This window comes from Microvirga ossetica (genome assembly GCF_002741015.1).
Classification (GTDB): domain Bacteria; phylum Pseudomonadota; class Alphaproteobacteria; order Rhizobiales; family Beijerinckiaceae; genus Microvirga; species Microvirga ossetica.
In genome coordinates, this window is sequence record NZ_CP016616.1 from 3,154,455 (window position 1) to 3,169,875 (window position 15,421).

Here is a 15,421-nt window from a genome sequence, read left to right on the forward strand (position 1 = left end):
GTCTCAGCTGTCTTTCCGCCGATACGCGTCGTGGCAGCCGCCGCAGCCCTGGCCGACCCGCTGGATCGCAGCCTGAAGGCTCGCCTGATCCGTGATCCCGGCCTGCACCGCCTTCGCATCCTGTTCGAGCTTCATCGCCCGCGCGTCGAAATCGGCCTTGCGCTCCCAGATGGCGGGAAGAGCGGCCGTCTTGCCCTGGGTCGAGCCGGCGGGGAACAGCGCGGGGATTTGCCGGGCGTTCTGCTCGAGCCGCTGGAAAGCGGCCTGGGCGGTCGCGGCGTTGAACGGAACCTGCCCGCGGGACATGCCGGTCAAGGTTCTCATCTGCTCCTGATTGTTCTTCATCAGATCCTGGCGCTGGACGATCGGATCGCCCGGCTGGGCGAGAACGCCGACCCCGCCGGCGATCAGCATCCCCAGTGCGGCAATGACGGTCCTTCTCATGATGACCATCCTCTCTCCCCCCGAAGGCGCAGGATGGCCTCTTCCTTCTGGCATAACCATGGAAAATGAGGGTTAGAGCGGCGTATTCTGTCGAGCTGTCGTGCCCAAGGCCCTCAGGGCGTTGCCTTCGCCATCGTAGTCGCCTCACTGCGGATCAAGGAATCCCGCCGGGCGAGGTCCGGGAACCAGAAGCGCCAGCATATGGCGAGCATGAATGTGCCGACGCCGCCGATCACGACGGCGGCGGGGGGACCGACCAGCCATGCGAGGGTTCCCGATTCGAATTCGCCAAGTTCGTTGGAGGCTCCGATGAACACCGTGTTCACCGCGGCCACACGTCCGCGCAGATCGTCGGGCGTCTCCGCCTGAACCAGCGTCTGGCGCACCACCACGCTCACCATATCCGCGGCGCCCAGGATCGCGAGCAGGACCAATGTCAGCCCGAAATTCGTCGACAATCCAAATCCGATCGTGGCGAGACCGAAGATCGCGACGGCCTGCAACATGCGCAAGCCGGCGCGGTGGGAGAGCAGGGACGAATGCGCCAGGACGATCGCCATGGTCAGGGCGCCGACGGCCGGCATCGACCGCAGCAGACCGAGGCCCCATGGCCCGACATGAAACACGTCGCGTGCGAAGATCGGCATGAGGGCAGTCGCTCCGCCGAGGAGGACCGCAAACAGATCGAGTGAGATCGCCCCGAGCAGGAGCGGCCTCGTCCGCAAAAAGACGAGGCCTGCGACGAGGCGCGACCAGGTTACGGGCTCCCGCTTGGCGGCCGCAGGACGCAGCCGCAGCGCCGAAATGAGCAGAGCCGACAGACCGAAGCAGATGGCCGATCCGATGAAGGGTGCCGTCGGATGAACGGCATAGAGGATGCCCCCGACCGCCGGCCCGCTGATGGTCGCGACCTGCATGACCGAGGAATTCCAGGCGATGGCGTTCGCAAGATCCCCCTCGGGCACCAGCGCCGGGACCGTTGCCTGTGCCGCGGGATTTCCGAAGGCGCGGGCTGCCCCGAAAGCGGCCACAAGGACGTAGATCGGCCAGAGCTTCGGAACGCCCGCATGGACCTGCGCGAGAAGACCGAGCGAGGTCAGCATCATGGCCGAGAAGACGATGATCAGGATCCATCGCCGGCTGTACCGATCCGCCACGAGGCCTGTCAGGAGCACGAGAGCGATGCTCGGCAGAAACGAGGCCAGCCCGATAAGGCCGAGGTTCAAGGCGCTTCCGCTGGTGTCATAGACGAGCCAGGCGACCGCAACCGTTTGGATCTGCGTTGCGAGCGCCATGGCAAAGCGTGCGGCGCAGAACAGCCGGAAATCGCGATGACGGAAGGCCGTCCAGCCCCTTGAGCCCATCTCTGTTTATCCTGACCTCACTCGAATTGCCGCCGCCTGCCTGCATTACAACATCTGGCTAAGGAATCGGTACTGCATAGAAGTGAGATGAGACGTGCAAAAATCGACGAAGTCCCCACCGGCACGGCCCGTAGCGAGCCCCGGGCATTTTGTCCTGCCGGCAACACTCGTCGCCGGGCGCGTCCCATGCCATAAGGCCGCGCAATAATTCCTCCAGGCCTTGAAAACTTCCATGATTCGCATCGAGAACGTCAGCAAGCAGAACAGCCACCGGATCCTCTTCATCGAGGCCTCCGGCACCCTCCAGAAGCAGGAAAAGATCGGCCTGGTGGGGCCTAACGGCGCAGGCAAGACCACGCTTTTCCGCATGATCAACCGGGAGGAGCTGCCGGATGAGGGCCAGGTCTCCGTCGATCGCGGCGTGACGATCGGCTATTTCAGCCAGGATGTCGGCGAGATGGCCGGCCGCAGCGCCGTGGCCGAGGTGATGGACGGGGCAGGGCCCGTGAGCGAGGTGGCGGCCGAATTGCGGGAGCTCGAAGCCGCCATGGTCGATCCGGACAAGGCCAACGAGCTGGAGGCGATCATCGAGCGCTACGGCGAGGTGCAGGCGCGCTACGAAGAGCTCGACGGCTATTCCCTCGATGGCCGGGCGCGCGAGGTGCTGGCGGGCCTCGGCTTCAGCCAGGAGATGATGGACGGCGACGTCGGCGCCCTGTCTGGCGGCTGGAAGATGCGCGTGGCGCTTGCCCGCATCCTCCTCATGCGCCCCGACGTGATGCTCCTCGACGAGCCGAGCAACCATCTCGATCTCGAAAGCCTGATCTGGCTGGAGGAGTTTCTGAAGGGCTACGACGGCGCGCTGCTCATGACCTCGCACGACCGCGCCTTCATGAACCGCATCGTCAACAAGATCATGGAAATCGACGGCGGTTCGCTCACCACCTATTCCGGCGATTACGAATTCTACGAGCAGCAGCGCGCGCTGAACGAGAAGCAGCAGCAGGCGCAGTTCGAGCGCCAGCAGGCGATGCTCGCCAAGGAGATCAAGTTCATCGAACGCTTCAAGGCTCGCGCCTCGCACGCCGCGCAGGTGCAGAGCCGGGTCAAGAAGCTGGAGAAGATCGACCGCGTCGAGCCGCCCAAGCGGCGCCAATCCGTGGCCTTCGATTTCCTGCCCGCGCCGCGCTCCGGCGACGATGTGATCAGCCTGAAGAACGTTCACAAGCGCTATGGCAGCCGCAGCATCTATGAAGGGTTCGACTTCGCGGTGCGCCGAAAGGAGCGCTGGTGCATCATGGGCGTCAACGGCGCCGGCAAGTCGACGCTCCTGAAGCTGGTCGCAGGTGCTGCCGAGCCCGATGACGGATCGGTCACCGTCGGGGCGAGCGTGAAGATGGGCTATTTCGCCCAGCATGCCATGGAGGTGCTGGAGGGCGATCGCACGGTGTTCCAGTTCCTCGAGGATTCGTTCCCCCAGGCCGGGCAGGGGGCGCTACGCACGCTCGCCGGCTGCTTCGGCTTCTCGGGCGACGATGCGGAGAAGAAGTGCCGCGTGCTCTCGGGCGGCGAGAAGGCGCGCCTCGTGATGGCGAAGATGCTCTTCGACCCGCCGAACCTGCTGGTGCTCGACGAGCCGACGAACCATCTCGACATGGCGACGAAGGAGATGCTCATCGAAGCGCTGGCGAAATACGAGGGCACCATGCTCTTCGTCTCGCACGACCGCCATTTCCTGGCCGCCCTGTCGAACCGCGTTCTCGAACTGACGCCGGACGGCATCCACCAATATGGCGGCGGCTATACGGAATACGTCGCTCGCACCGGCCAGGAGGCGCCGGGGCTGCGGCACTGATCAAGCCCTCGCAGGAATATTCTCCAGCAAAAGCCCGGCCACCGCGCCGGGCTTTTGTTTGTGCGGCGTTCGCGCGAAGCAAGCATCGGGCAAGCGTCGCCCTCTAGAGTGCGCTCACAACCTTTCTCGAAAGGAGAGGTCCGGCATTTTCGGGCCTCTCTCGCACACTTCACAGGCTGAAATATTATGGCATTGAATACGTCGCTTCCCGTTCTCATCGTTGACGATTACCAGACCATGCTGCGCATCATCCGCAACCTCCTCAAGCAGATCGGCTTCACCGATGTTGACGAGGCCAAGGACGGTACCGAGGCTCTCGGCAAGCTGAAGGAGAAGCAGTACGGGCTCGTCATTTCCGACTGGAACATGGCGCCGATGACCGGCTTCGAACTGCTGCAGAAGGTGCGCGCCGATGCGGAGCTGAACGCGCTGCCCTTCATCATGATCACCGCGGAGGCCAAGACCGAGAACGTGGTCGCCGCCAAGCAGGCCGGCGTCAACAACTACATCGTCAAGCCGTTCAACGCGGAGACCCTGCGCTCGAAGATCGCCGCCGTGCTGGGTGAGTAGTCGCGATGCGTCTCCCACCTCCTGTGTCTTTCGATCCTTTAAGCCTCGATCTCCTCGCTCAGTCGCGCGAGAGCATTGCGGCCCGGCGCCATGCCGAGGTCATGCGCGGCATGGCGGCGATCCATGCGTCCCTCGAGCCGAATAGCGGGGCGTCGAAAGCTCTTCTCGACCAGATCCGGACCGATCTGCGCGAGGCCCTTCGTCTCAAGGAAGAACTCGACGCCATCACGGAGTCGATCCAGCGCACGAAACGCGAGATCGCAACCCTGCATTCCCGCACGCCGGGCGGCCAGGTCACCAGCGTCACCGACGAACTCGGTGCCGTGGTCTGCGGCACGGAGGCTGCCACCAACAGCATCCTCGCGGCAGCCGAGGAGATCGACGACATCACCGGCAAGCTCGCTTCGCGACTGTCGGGCGACGATGCCGAGATGGCCCAGCGGATTTCCGACCGGGTGATCACGATCTTCGAGGCATGCAATTTCCAGGACATTACCGGCCAGCGCATCAGCAAGGTCGTGAACGCGATGAAGTTCATCGAGGAGCGCGTGACCCAGATGGCTCAGATCTGGGGCGGTTTGGAGAGCTTCAACGACGTGGAAGCCTTCAGGACGCCCGAGCGCGAAGGGGATGAGGCTCTCCTGAACGGACCGGCGCTCGACGACGATCCGACGCGCACCTCTCAGGACGCCATCGACGCCCTGTTCGGGTGATCCGGTTCGCGCCAGCGACGAGCGGAATAAAAGCCCGGCCGTACGCCGGGCTTTTTGCTGTCTTTCATTGCCGAGTAAGGGTGAGGTCGGTGGTGGCCCGGACAGGCCCATTCGCCCCGATGCGGTCTGTGACGACGATCTGAAAACGCTTCTGATCGAGGCTGGCAACGCGCATCCGGGCCGTCGTGTCACCATAGAGGGGCCTCGGCCACTCGATCGCCAGGTCGAAATCCGTCCCTCTCTGCCGGCCGGTGAGCTTCGCCGTCCCGACCCGCGAACCCGTATAGGTGCCGGTCACCTGGCCTGAACCGGGATCCCAGGACAAACGGGCGCTGACGGTCCTTGTGAGGATCAGGTAAGCCCGGCACGTGCCCTGAAGCGACAGGCCCGTAGCGCCCTGCTGCAGGATCTCGAAGCGGCAGCCGACCTGGTGGGAGGTGGCATCCGGTCCCTCCAGGATGGTCCCCGACCCGGAGAACGAGCCGGCATAAAGGTCGAAGATTGCCGGTGCGGCGCCCGCGCCGCCGGCTGTGGCGCAGGCCAGCAGGATGGCGCCACAGGACAGATGGGGCGAAAGGCGTTGCATGGTGCCTCCTCGGGTAGCGGACAGAAAGCCCTGGACCGATGGTCCCCCTTAAATGGCGCAGTGACGGACGCGGAAAACTGGGTCAGCTTTTCACTGACGAGGGCATTCGAGCCGAGGGGCGCAGGATCCCACCTGTCAAAGAAAAAGCCCGCCGGTGAGGCGGGCTTTTCGCTTTCGAGATGGGTCGGAATGCTCAGTGGGCCGTTGCCACCTTGACGCTCGTGACCGCATCCGCTCGTTTCTGCGGCACGGACTTTGCGGCGGGAGCCATCCTGGCGGGGGCGAGCGGGGCCATCTGGACCGTCTCTGCCACGGGCTCGGCGCTTGACGAACTGAACAGCTCGGTCACGCTGCCGAACATCTTCTTGTAGAAGGGGGTCTCGGCGGTCGAAGACGCTGCGGCGGCCACCGGAGCGGTCTTCTGCGCCACGGCCATCCGGGTCTCGGGCTGACGCGGCTCAGGCTGCGAAACCGGGACTTCCCGCATGGAGGCGAAGGCGAGCGCAGTCGACGGGGCTTCCTGCTTCTCCTGGCCGTTGTCGTTGAGCGCAATCACCTGCGGCCCCGAGGAAATGCCCTCGGTGCGGCTCACGAAGCCGAGCTTGGTGTCGGACACGCCCGCGACATTGGCCAGCGCCTCGCGGAAGGATTCGTGGGTATCGCCGTCATGGTAGACGAGCTTGATCGGCTTCTCGCCCTTGGAGATCAGATCGGCCACCTCCTGCTCGTCGTGGCGCTGCTTCTGCGCCACGGCGGTGACGACGCTCTCGTCCGCATTGAAGAAGTAGCGCCGGTTGGCAACCGCCACGCGCAGCTCGTCCTTCGTGACGTCAAAGGTGTCGGAGCCTTCCTTCAGGTTCTTCCAGAAGCCGATATTCGGGTCGAGGCGATGCTTGGCCAGGTTCTCGGCCGTCATCCGGAACGGATAGGACTGGAACTGGAAGCCGCGCTGGCCGGCGCTCAGCGCCTCGCGCGCGATGGAGTAGATCTCGGCGATGTTCTGATCGGTCATGGCGAAGCAGCCGCGCGACGAGCACGCGCCGTGGACCATGATGTCGCCGCCGTTACGGCCGAAGGATCGATCGTAGGTGTTCGGATAGCCGGTATCGAACGACAGGTAATAGGCTGAACTCGGGTTCATCTGGGCCGGGGTGACCGAATAGAAGCCCTCAGGCACCTGTCGGTCGCCTTCGCGGGTCTTGGGGCCGAGCTGGCCCGACCAGCGGCAGATGGGGTAGGTCTTGAGGAGCGCATACTTCCCGTTGGAGCCGCGCTTCCAGACTTCCAGCTCCGATTCCTTCTTGTAGGCCCGGACCAGGATGGGATCATCCTTGGACATTCCCTTGGTCGACATCAGCGCCATGGTGGCTGGCGGAATCGGTGCCAGGTGGCGTGTGGAGCCACGGGAGAGATTGTCATCCTGGCAGGCTGCGAGCGCGAGCACCAGGCTCGCGGCCAATGCGAAACGCTTCATCATGGGGGACCCCGCAATTTTTGATCTGCCCGACTTTGTGCCGAACAGTTCCCCTTTACCCCTAAATCGTTAGCCTTAACTGCCTGTTACTGCAAGCGTGGCTGTGATGGAGTTATCGTTAATGGGAGGTAAAAAATCCGCCTCGCGGGCCTTCTGAACGGCTCCTTGGAGAGGGCCGCACCTCTTTTGAGATAGAAAAACGCTCTCCCGCTAGGGAAGTCCGCCGGTTCTGCAGGCCCGAGACTTCAGAGCTTGCGCCCGATATTGAGGAACTTGTCGGCGCGATGATCGCGGATCTCGGCCGGTCCCATGTTGCCCAGATCGTGCAGGGCTTCCTCGATCGCATTGCCGGTGGCCTCGATGGCAACCTGTGGCTCTCGGTGGGCGCCGCCCACGGGCTCCGTGACGATGCCGTCGATGATGCCGAGCCGCAGCAGGTCCTGCGCCGTGATCTTCATGTTGGTGGCGGCATCCTGGGCCCGGGCCGCGTCGCGCCAGAGGATCGAGGCCGCGCCTTCCGGCGAGATCACGCTGTAGATCGCGTGTTCCAGCATCAGCACCTTGTTGGCGGTGGCGATCGCGATGGCGCCGCCCGAGCCGCCTTCGCCGATCACGACGGAGACATTGGGAACGCCGAGGCCCAGCTGCGCCTCGGTCGAGCGGGCGATGGCCTCGGCCTGGCCACGCTCTTCCGCCTCGATGCCCGGATAGGCGCCGGCGGTGTCGACGAAGGAGATCACCGGCAGCCCGAAGCGGTCGGCCATCTCCATCAGGCGCACGGCCTTGCGATAGCCCTCGGGGCGGGCCATGCCGAAATTGTGCCGGATGCGGCTCTCGGTGTTATGGCCCTTTTCCTGGCCCATGACGCAGACGGGCTGGCCGCGGAAGCGCCCCAAGCCGCCGACGATGGCCTCGTCCTCGGAGAACTTGCGGTCGCCGGCGAGCGGCGTGAATTCGGTGATGAGGCCGGAGCAGTAATCGACGAAGTGCGGCCGCTGGGGATGGCGCGCGACGAGGGTCTTCTGCCAGGGCGTGAGCTTGGCATAGAGCTCCTTGAGGGCGTCGGCGGCCTTCACCTCCAGGCGCGAGATGTCGTCGGTGATGGAGACGGCGTCCCGGTTCTCACCGAGCGCCCGAAGCTCCTCGACCTTGGCTTCAAGCTCGGCGACGGGCTTTTCGAAATCGAGATAACTGCGCATACGACTCTGCAGCATCGGGCCCAAAAGTGGATTTGCACTTTTGGGACTAACCCGATGCTTTCCCCTCTATGAGAGCATCGTTCGGGCAGAAAACCGGATCCACTTTTCCGCACGATGCTCTTATGCAAAATGAAAGCCGGCACGGTTCGGTGGCCCTGCCGGAGCGGGGCGGACACTGGCGTTTCGGCGTGTCCAAGTCAAGTTGAGCCCGCCTTACTCCCGCAAAAGGCGGCAGAATCATGGAAGATCGCTCATCCGCGAGGCAGGGGCCGCGGGAGCCGGGACGAAAACGGGGGAGAAACGCCGGGAGCGGCGCACCGCCCGCACGGCACCGGGCCGGTAGAGCTGCTTCGTCGCCTCGACGATGTGGAGGCCAGCAAAGGGCAGGGAGAAGCCGGCGCCGATCTGCTCCCAGGCCTGGGCGCTCTGGAGCAGGAGGCGGTTGCGCAAGGGCGGCACGTAGAGGGTCTCCGCCCAGCCCTCGGGCGAGAACCAGGTCTGGCGCATGAGGCTTTTGAGCTGCGAGCGGCTGTAGGGCTGCCCGTAGCCGAAGGGCGTGGTGTCCATGCGTGCCCACAGGCCGCGCCGGTTGGGCGCGACCAGGATGATCCGCCCGCCCGGGGTGAGAATGCGCCAGATCTCGTGCAGGAGCTCGCTCGGGCTCTCCACCGTCTCGAGGGCATGGACCACCAGGACCCGGTCGATGGAGGCATCGGGGAGCGGCATCATCAGCGGATCGACGAGAGCCGAGGCCGAGGCGCCGGTCCGGGGCCAGTTCACCACGCCCTGGTTTGCCGGCATGAAGGCGAGCGTCCGCTCGCTCCCATCCTTCACGGCGGAGAGATAGGGCGGCGCATAGCCGAGGCCGAGCACGCGCAGGCCGGTGAGCGGGCCCCAGAACCGGTCGATGGCCCGCCCGACGAAACGGCGCGTCACCGCCCCGAGGGGACTGGCGTAGAAGCCGCGCAGATCGGTGATGTCGATGCTCATGGCCTCAAGCGGGATGCCTCTCGACCCGGCCCGGCAGGCGCAAAGCGCGGATCGGGGTCTGGTTTCGGGAGACGACTGTCCCATGATAGCTCAAAGCACATCAAGCCAGGGTTCCACGATGTCCGCCCAGATCCACGCCTTTCTCTGCCTTCAGGACAATATCGGTGTTCTGATCCACGATCCCAATACGGGAGCTTGCGCGGCGATCGATGCGCCGGAGGAGGGGCCGATCCTGGCGGCCCTCGCGGAGACGGGCTGGCAGCTCACCGACATTCTCGTCACGCATCGGCATTCGGATCATATACAGGCCGTCGAGCCCCTGAAGCGCCGCACCGGCTGCCGCGTGGTCGCGCCGGTCAAGGCGCGCGAGGCGGTGCCGTCGGCGGATGCCTATGTGCGCGAAGGCGACACGGCGGTGGTGGGCGGCCTGCAGGCGCATGTGTGGGAAACGCCGGGCCATTGCGTGGATCATGTTTCCTATTGGTTTGCGGCTGACCGCGCGCTGTTTGCCGGCGACACCCTCTTCACCCTCGGCTGCGGGCGGATGTTCGAAGGAACTTACGCCGAATTCTGGGCCTCGCTCCAGCGCCTCGCGGCGCTGCCCGACGAAGCACGCGTCTATTGCGGGCACGATTACACGCTGTCGAATGCACGCTTTGCGCTCGCCGCCGATCCGGACAACGAGGCCTTGAAGGCGCGGGTGGCGGAGGCGGAAAAGGCCAAAGCCGAAGGCCGCTTCCTCGTGCCGTCGACCATCGGGCACGAGAAGGCGACCAATCCCTTCCTGCGTGCGGGCGAGCCTGCGCTCGCGAAAGCGGTTCAAAAAGAAAACGCGAAGCCGGTGGAGGTCTTTCAGGCCTTGCGCGAATGGAAGAACAGGTTCTGATACGCAAAACGATCCTGCCGGAGCGGACAGCCTTATGAAAGACCACAGCCTCATCATCGGACTTGAGAGCCGCCTTCTGAATGCCTGGCCCTCGTTCGATTATCAGCTCTATGACGGCTGGGTTCTTCGCCTCGCGAACGGCTATTCCAAGCGTGCCAATTCCGCGACGCCGTTCCGGCCCGATATCGGCCTCGACGACGAGCTGATCGACTACATGGTCGCCCGCTTCGTCGAGGCGAACGTGCGGCCGACCTTCCGCCTCAACGGCGTGGAGGCACCCGATGTGGAAGAGCTGCTCAAGCAGCGCGGCTTCAAGGATATCGAGCCGACGCATGTGCTCACCGCTCCGATCGGAGCGGACAATGCCGAGAGCGATCCCGAGGTGAACCTGGAGCCGCAGGTGTCCAAGCGCTGGGTGCGCGAGGCGGCGAAATCCTATGGTGGCGACAAGGCCGACGACGAGACGCTGATGCGCATCGTCGCCCGCATCCGCCAGAAGACGGCCTTCGCGACGCTGAGCCTGGACGACCGTCCCGTCGCCTGGGGCCTCGGCGTCGTCGAACGCGGCTATATCGGCCTCTACGACATCGTGGTATCGCCGGATCTGCGCGGCATCGGCCTAGGCCGCCGCGTAGTGTCGAGCCTCATGGCCTGGGGCAGGGGGCAGGGGGCGCATACCGCCTATCTGCAGGTGCGCGAGGAGAACGAGATCGCCCGCTCGCTCTATGAGGCCTTCGGTTTCAGTATCGCCTACCGCTACACCCACCGCGTCATGCCGGGACGGTCTTCCTAGCCATCAGCGTCGCCACCAGCGCGCCGGCCACGATGAGCCCGCAGGCGAGCGCCAGCGTCAGGGTCGGCTCTGCATAGCCCGCGACCACCAGGAGCAGGGTCGAGAGCACCGGCGTCGCATAGGAAGCGACGCCGAGGAAGCGGATGTCGCCCCGCTTCATGCCGATGTCCCAGACATAGAAGGCCGCTCCGACCGGCCCGAGCCCGAGCCCAAGAACGGCAAGCCATTGCACAGTCGATTCCGGCCACACCGTGGTCTCGAAAGCGAGATGGCAGACGAGGCTCAAGAGCGCGGTCGCGAGGCAGAAGCCGGCCACCGCGTCGGTCGGCACCTGGCCGAAACGGCGGGAGAGCACGGAATAGCCGGCCCATACGAAGGCCGCGACGAAGGCGCAGAGATAGCCCGGCATGTACTCCGCCCGCGCATCGAAGGCACCGCGCCCGGCGATCAGGACGATCACGCCGGCAAAGCCGAGAAGCGCTCCCGCGATATGCGCGCGCCGCAGATGCTCGCCCGGCAGAAGCGAGGAGAACAGCACGATCAGGAGCGGCCAGAGATAGTTGATCAGCCCCGATTCCGCCGGCGGCGCCAAGCGCAGGGCGGCGAAGTAGAGGGCGTGATAGCCGAAGAGCCCGCCGATCCCGAGCGCCCAGACCACGGGCTTCTGCCGCAGGGCCTTGAGGCCCTGCGGCCGCACGATCCAGCTCACCACGCCGACGAGCCCGCCGACGAGGAAGGTCATGGCGTTGAGCTGAAACGGCGGGATCCTGCCGGTCGCCGCCGTGAACAGCGCGAGCATGGACCAGAGCAGGATGGCGATGAGGCCGATGGACGTGGCGGTGCGAGTCGTCATGGCCGCCACCTAGCACGGGTCGCGCGCGAAAGCGAAGCGGGCTTGCCGGGATTCTAATAGGTCGTCCGTCCGCCGCTGAGATCGAAGGTGGCGGCGGTGGTGAAGGAATTCTCCTCCGAGAGCATCCAGGCCACCATGGCGGCGATCTCGTGCAGCTCCGCGAAGCGGTCCCGCGGAATGCGCACGCGCATGTACTCGATGAATTCCGGCGTGAGCGAATCGAGGATCTTCGTCTTGGCGGTGGTGGGCGTGATGCAGTTCACGGCAATGCCCGTCTTCGCCAGTTCCTTGCCGAGCGACTTGGTGAGGCCGATGATGCCGGCCTTCGCGGCGCTGTAGGCGGCGAGGTTCGGATTGCCCTCCTTGCCGGCAACCGACGAAATGTTGACGATGCGGCCGTAATCGTTCTCCTGCATGATCGGCACGACGGCGCGGCAGCAATTGAAGGTCCCGGTCAGGTTGACCTCGACGACGCTGCGCCACTCCTCGACGGAATATTCGGCCAGGGGCTTGACCGGACCGGTAATGCCCGCGCCGTTCACAAGCCCGTCGATGCGCTCGAAGGCGGCCTGGGTCTGCTGGGCTGCATGCTCGACGGAAAGGCTGTCGGCCACGTCGACGCTGAGCCCGATACTGTCCTTCGAGAGCGCTGCAGCGCTCGCCTGCGCCTCCTCAAGACGAAGGTCCCAGACGGCGACCTTGGCGCCCGATTGCACGAGCCGTTCGCCGATCGCATAGCCGATGCCGCGGGCGCCGCCCGTGATCACGACGGTGCGGCCGATCATGTCGATGCGATTCATGCGTGAGGCTCATGCGTTCGAGCTGTCGGGCGGGTGAGGCGGCGATCCCGGAGACGATCGTTCCGGGATCGCCATTTCGGTCAGGCCATATACTGGCCGCCGTTGACGGACAGGGTAGAGCCCGTAACGAAGCCGGCCTCGTCGGCGGCCAGGAAGAGCACGCTGCGGGCGATCTCCTCCGCCTCGCCGAGGCGGCCTACGGGAATGAGCGGCAGGATCTTCGCCTTGAGGACCTCTTCGGGAACCGCCTTCACCATCTCGGTGGCGATATAGCCTGGCGCGATCACGTTGACGGTGACGCCCTTGTTGGCGTTTTCCTGCGCCAGCGCCTTGGCAAAGCCGATCACGCCCGCTTTCGCAGCGGAATAGTTGGCCTGTCCCATCTGGCCCTTCTGGCCGTTGATGGAGGAGATGATGATGATGCGCCCGAAGCCGCGTTCGCGCATGCCCTCGATCACCGGGCGCGTGCAGGTGAACATCGAATCGAGGTTGGTGCGGATGACGGCGGACCACTGATCGAAATTCATCTTGTGGAACATGCCGTCACGGGTGATGCCCGCATTGTTGACGAGAATGTCGACGGGGCCGAGCTCGGCTTCGACCGCGCGGATGCCCGTCTCGCAGGCAGCGGAATCGGAGACGTCGAACTTGAAGACCGGGATGCCGGTCTCAGCTTTGAACTGGTTGGCGGCTTCGTCATTGCCGCCGTAATTGGCCGCAACTTTGTAGCCTGCGTCCTTCAAACCTTTTGAGATTGCGGCACCGATGCCACGAGTGCCGCCGGTGACCAATGCAACGCGCGCCATGTCTTGCTCCTTGTGAGATTCCATCCTGATAGGATCACTCCGGATCCCGTGTCGAAAGCAGCCCGGTTGATCCGGGCTGCTGGTGCTGTCTTAGCGCTCCAGGCACATGGCGACGCCCATGCCGCCGCCGATGCACAGGGTAGCGAGGCCCTTCTTGGCGTTGCGCCGGCCCATCTCGTGCAGCAGGGTCACGAGCACGCGGGCGCCCGAGGCGCCGATCGGGTGGCCGATGGCGATGGCGCCGCCGTTCACGTTCACGATCGACGGATCCCAGCCCATGTCCTTGTTGACCGCGAGCGCCTGGGCCGCGAAGGCCTCGTTGGCTTCGACGAGATCGAGGTCGGAGACCTTCCAGCCGGCCTTCTCCAGCGCCTTGCGGGAGGACGGGATCGGGCCCGTGCCCATGATCGCCGGATCGACGCCGGCCGTCGCCCAGGAGGCGATGCGGGCGAGCGGGGTCAGGCCGCGCTTCTGGGCCTCGGCCTCGGTCATCAGCACGAGGGCTGCCGCGCCGTCGTTGATGCCGGACGCATTGCCGGCCGTGACCGTGCCGTCCTTCGAGAAGGCGGGCCTGAGCTTCGCCAGGGATTCGACGGTGGTGCCGGCGCGGATATACTCGTCCTGGTCCACCACGATGTCGCCCTTGCGGCTGGAAATCGTGACGGGCGTGATCTCGTCCTTGAAGCGGCCTTCCTTCTGGGCCGCCTCGGCCTTGTTCTGGGAGGCGGTCGCGAACTGGTCCTGCTCCTCGCGGGTGAGCTGCCAGCGCTGGGCCACGTTCTCGGCGGTGGTGCCCATGTGATAGCCGTTGAAGGCGTCCATCAGGCCGTCCTTCAGCATGGTGTCGACGAGCTTGAAGTCGCCCATCTTGGTGCCGGAGCGCATATGGGCGGCGTGGGGGGCGAGCGACATGGATTCCTGGCCGCCGGCGACGATGATGTTCGCATCGCCATTGGCGATCTGCTGCAGGCCGATGGCCACCGTACGCAGGCCCGAGCCGCAGAGCTGGTTGAGCGCCCAGGCGGTCTTTTCCTGCGGCACGCCCGCGGCGATGGCGGCTTGGCGGGCCGGGTTCTGGCCCTGGCCTGCGGTCAGGATCTGGCCGAGGATGACCTCGTCCACTTCCGCGCCGTCGACCTTCGCCCGCTCGAGGGCCGCCTTGACGGCGATGGCGCCGAGCTCGTGGGCCGGGGTGTTGGCGAAGGCCCCGTTGAACGAGCCGACGGCCGTGCGCGTCGCTCCGACGATGACGATGCTATCTCGGGCCATGCCTCTCTCCTGTTCTGATTCTCTGGTTGCGAAATGAATGTAGGGCTCGCCCGATCAAATCCCCAGAGGGTGGGATGTCAAGGATCGCATCGAGCGGCCGGGTTCGGGGCACCTTAGACTTTTGGCGCTTTGATCGACCGGCATAAGGCTTATAATCATTAAAGCCTGGCATTCCGACGATCGGGATGGGGAATGCCGGGCCCGGTGGATTTCCCAGGAGCGTATCGGCGCAACATGGCGACGGACAAACAACCGACGGTCATCAAGAAATATGCCAACCGCCGCCTCTATCACACGGGCACATCGACCTACGTGACGCTGGAAGATCTGGCGGGCATGGTGCGCAAGGGTGAGGATTTCGTGGTCTACGACGCGAAGTCCGGCGAGGAGATCACCCGCTCGGTGCTCGCCCAGATCATCTTCGAGCAGGAGAACAAGGAGGGGCCGAACCTTCTGCCCGTCACGGTGCTTCGCCAGCTCATCCGATTCTACGGCGACAGCATGCAGGCCCTGGTGCCGAGCTATCTCGAATTCTCCATGAACAACCTGTCCCAGGAGCAGCAGAAGCTTCGGGAGCAGATGGCCCAGGCCTTCGGTCCCGGCGCCTTCCAGGCCATGGAGGAGCAGGTGCGCAAGAACATGGGCTTCTTCACCGAGGCCATGCGCATGTTCTCCCCCTTTCCGCAGGCCGCATCGGCCAATGGCGAGGGAAAGCTCGCGAAGGGAGACAAGGGTGAGGACGTCAACGATCTCGACACCCTGAAGCGGCAGATGGCCGACATGCAGGCCAAGCTCGACAAGCTGGCGAGCAAGTAGACC

Annotated in this window: 16 protein-coding genes; 6 read left to right on the top strand and 10 right to left on the bottom strand. The window is 64.9% G+C overall.

What is annotated here, in order from left to right:
• Nucleotides 1-3: 3 nt before the first annotated feature.
• Together BB934_RS14985 and BB934_RS14990 are read right to left on the bottom strand one after the other, a co-directional pair.
• Nucleotides 4-444: a c-type cytochrome gene (locus BB934_RS14985; RefSeq protein ID WP_157934182.1), complete on the bottom strand. Its 441-nt coding sequence runs from the start codon at nt 442-444 to the stop codon at nt 4-6.
• A gap of 113 nt (nt 445-557) precedes the next feature.
• On the bottom strand, nt 558-1,808 hold the full coding sequence (locus tag BB934_RS14990) for an MFS transporter (RefSeq protein WP_099510342.1): 1,251 nt from the start codon (nt 1,806-1,808) through the stop codon (nt 558-560).
• Nucleotides 1,809-2,040: 232 nt separating this feature from the next.
• Between BB934_RS14990 and BB934_RS14995 the strand changes: the two genes are divergently transcribed.
• The 3 genes from BB934_RS14995 to BB934_RS15005 all read left to right on the top strand — a co-directional run bounded on the left by BB934_RS14995 (nt 2,041) and on the right by BB934_RS15005 (nt 4,946).
• Complete coding sequence (locus BB934_RS14995; RefSeq protein ID WP_099510343.1) at nt 2,041-3,663, top strand: ABC-F family ATP-binding cassette domain-containing protein; 1,623 nt, start codon at nt 2,041-2,043, stop codon at nt 3,661-3,663.
• A 186-nt stretch (nt 3,664-3,849) separates the two neighbouring features.
• Nucleotides 3,850-4,233: a response regulator gene (locus tag BB934_RS15000; RefSeq protein ID WP_099510344.1), complete on the top strand. Its 384-nt coding sequence runs from the start codon at nt 3,850-3,852 to the stop codon at nt 4,231-4,233.
• 5 nt (nt 4,234-4,238) lie between these two features.
• Nucleotides 4,239-4,946 carry a protein phosphatase CheZ gene (locus BB934_RS15005; protein WP_099510345.1) on the top strand — a complete coding sequence of 236 codons (708 nt, stop codon included), beginning with the start codon at nt 4,239-4,241 and terminating at the stop codon, nt 4,944-4,946.
• Nucleotides 4,947-5,010: 64 nt separating this feature from the next.
• Here BB934_RS15005 and BB934_RS15010 read toward each other — a convergent pair whose 3' ends face one another.
• The 4 genes from BB934_RS15010 to BB934_RS15025 form a co-directional block, all read right to left on the bottom strand.
• Nucleotides 5,011-5,532 (bottom strand): hypothetical protein, encoded by a 522-nt coding sequence (locus tag BB934_RS15010; RefSeq protein ID WP_099510346.1) that lies wholly within the window; start codon nt 5,530-5,532, stop codon nt 5,011-5,013.
• 193 nt (nt 5,533-5,725) lie between these two features.
• Complete coding sequence (locus BB934_RS15015; RefSeq protein ID WP_099510347.1) at nt 5,726-7,009, bottom strand: L,D-transpeptidase family protein; 1,284 nt, start codon at nt 7,007-7,009, stop codon at nt 5,726-5,728.
• 242 nt (nt 7,010-7,251) lie between these two features.
• Nucleotides 7,252-8,205, bottom strand: a complete 954-nt coding sequence (locus BB934_RS15020) for an acetyl-CoA carboxylase carboxyltransferase subunit alpha (protein WP_099510348.1) — start codon at nt 8,203-8,205, stop codon at nt 7,252-7,254.
• A gap of 237 nt (nt 8,206-8,442) precedes the next feature.
• Nucleotides 8,443-9,195: a class I SAM-dependent methyltransferase gene (locus BB934_RS15025; protein ID WP_099510349.1), complete on the bottom strand. Its 753-nt coding sequence runs from the start codon at nt 9,193-9,195 to the stop codon at nt 8,443-8,445.
• Between the two features lie 118 nt (nt 9,196-9,313).
• On the opposite strand from BB934_RS15025, the gene gloB reads away from it, so the two are divergent.
• Both gloB and BB934_RS15035 read left to right on the top strand, forming a co-directional pair.
• Nucleotides 9,314-10,081 carry a hydroxyacylglutathione hydrolase gene (gene gloB / locus BB934_RS15030; RefSeq protein ID WP_099510350.1) on the top strand — a complete coding sequence of 256 codons (768 nt, stop codon included), beginning with the start codon at nt 9,314-9,316 and terminating at the stop codon, nt 10,079-10,081.
• A gap of 34 nt (nt 10,082-10,115) precedes the next feature.
• Nucleotides 10,116-10,874, top strand: a complete 759-nt coding sequence (locus tag BB934_RS15035; RefSeq protein ID WP_099510351.1) for a GNAT family N-acetyltransferase — start codon at nt 10,116-10,118, stop codon at nt 10,872-10,874.
• On the opposite strand, the gene yddG is transcribed toward BB934_RS15035, so the two are convergent.
• From yddG to BB934_RS15055, 4 genes are all read right to left on the bottom strand, one after another.
• Entirely contained in the window at nt 10,852-11,727 is an 876-nt protein-coding gene (gene yddG / locus BB934_RS15040) for an aromatic amino acid exporter YddG (RefSeq protein WP_099512878.1), read from the bottom strand. The genes BB934_RS15035 and yddG overlap by 23 nt on opposite strands.
• Before the next feature lie 53 nt (nt 11,728-11,780).
• Nucleotides 11,781-12,527 (bottom strand): SDR family NAD(P)-dependent oxidoreductase, encoded by a 747-nt coding sequence (locus BB934_RS15045; protein WP_099510352.1) that lies wholly within the window; start codon nt 12,525-12,527, stop codon nt 11,781-11,783.
• An 80-nt stretch (nt 12,528-12,607) separates the two neighbouring features.
• A complete protein-coding gene (gene phbB, locus BB934_RS15050; RefSeq protein WP_099510353.1) occupies nt 12,608-13,333 on the bottom strand; it encodes an acetoacetyl-CoA reductase in 726 nt (241 codons plus the stop codon).
• Between the two features lie 90 nt (nt 13,334-13,423).
• Nucleotides 13,424-14,602 carry an acetyl-CoA C-acetyltransferase gene (locus BB934_RS15055; RefSeq protein WP_099510354.1) on the bottom strand — a complete coding sequence of 393 codons (1,179 nt, stop codon included), beginning with the start codon at nt 14,600-14,602 and terminating at the stop codon, nt 13,424-13,426.
• Between the two features lie 234 nt (nt 14,603-14,836).
• Between BB934_RS15055 and phaR the strand changes: the two genes are divergently transcribed.
• Nucleotides 14,837-15,418 carry a polyhydroxyalkanoate synthesis repressor PhaR gene (gene phaR, locus BB934_RS15060; RefSeq protein WP_099512879.1) on the top strand — a complete coding sequence of 194 codons (582 nt, stop codon included), beginning with the start codon at nt 14,837-14,839 and terminating at the stop codon, nt 15,416-15,418.
• Nucleotides 15,419-15,421 lie beyond the last annotated feature (3 nt).

What these genes read in the sequence shown, in the direction of transcription:
- BB934_RS15015 (WP_099510347.1), bottom strand. Translation starts at nt 7,009, where the DNA reads ATGATGAAGCGTTTCGCATTGGCCGCGAGCCTGGTGCTCGCGCTCGCA.
- BB934_RS15000 (WP_099510344.1), top strand. Translation starts at nt 3,850, where the DNA reads ATGGCATTGAATACGTCGCTTCCCGTTCTCATCGTTGACGATTACCAG.
- yddG (WP_099512878.1), bottom strand. Translation starts at nt 11,727, where the DNA reads ATGACGACTCGCACCGCCACGTCCATCGGCCTCATCGCCATCCTGCTC.
- BB934_RS14985 (WP_157934182.1), bottom strand. Translation starts at nt 444, where the DNA reads ATGAGAAGGACCGTCATTGCCGCACTGGGGATGCTGATCGCCGGCGGG.
- BB934_RS15045 (WP_099510352.1), bottom strand. Translation starts at nt 12,527, where the DNA reads ATGAATCGCATCGACATGATCGGCCGCACCGTCGTGATCACGGGCGGC.
- phbB (WP_099510353.1), bottom strand. Translation starts at nt 13,333, where the DNA reads ATGGCGCGCGTTGCATTGGTCACCGGCGGCACTCGTGGCATCGGTGCC.
- BB934_RS15020 (WP_099510348.1), bottom strand. Translation starts at nt 8,205, where the DNA reads ATGCGCAGTTATCTCGATTTCGAAAAGCCCGTCGCCGAGCTTGAAGCC.
- BB934_RS14995 (WP_099510343.1), top strand. Translation starts at nt 2,041, where the DNA reads ATGATTCGCATCGAGAACGTCAGCAAGCAGAACAGCCACCGGATCCTC.
- gloB (WP_099510350.1), top strand. Translation starts at nt 9,314, where the DNA reads ATGTCCGCCCAGATCCACGCCTTTCTCTGCCTTCAGGACAATATCGGT.
- BB934_RS15005 (WP_099510345.1), top strand. Translation starts at nt 4,239, where the DNA reads ATGCGTCTCCCACCTCCTGTGTCTTTCGATCCTTTAAGCCTCGATCTC.
- BB934_RS15025 (WP_099510349.1), bottom strand. Translation starts at nt 9,195, where the DNA reads ATGAGCATCGACATCACCGATCTGCGCGGCTTCTACGCCAGTCCCCTC.
- phaR (WP_099512879.1), top strand. Translation starts at nt 14,837, where the DNA reads ATGGCGACGGACAAACAACCGACGGTCATCAAGAAATATGCCAACCGC.
- BB934_RS14990 (WP_099510342.1), bottom strand. Translation starts at nt 1,808, where the DNA reads ATGGGCTCAAGGGGCTGGACGGCCTTCCGTCATCGCGATTTCCGGCTG.
- BB934_RS15035 (WP_099510351.1), top strand. Translation starts at nt 10,116, where the DNA reads ATGAAAGACCACAGCCTCATCATCGGACTTGAGAGCCGCCTTCTGAAT.
- BB934_RS15010 (WP_099510346.1), bottom strand. Translation starts at nt 5,532, where the DNA reads ATGCAACGCCTTTCGCCCCATCTGTCCTGTGGCGCCATCCTGCTGGCC.
- BB934_RS15055 (WP_099510354.1), bottom strand. Translation starts at nt 14,602, where the DNA reads ATGGCCCGAGATAGCATCGTCATCGTCGGAGCGACGCGCACGGCCGTC.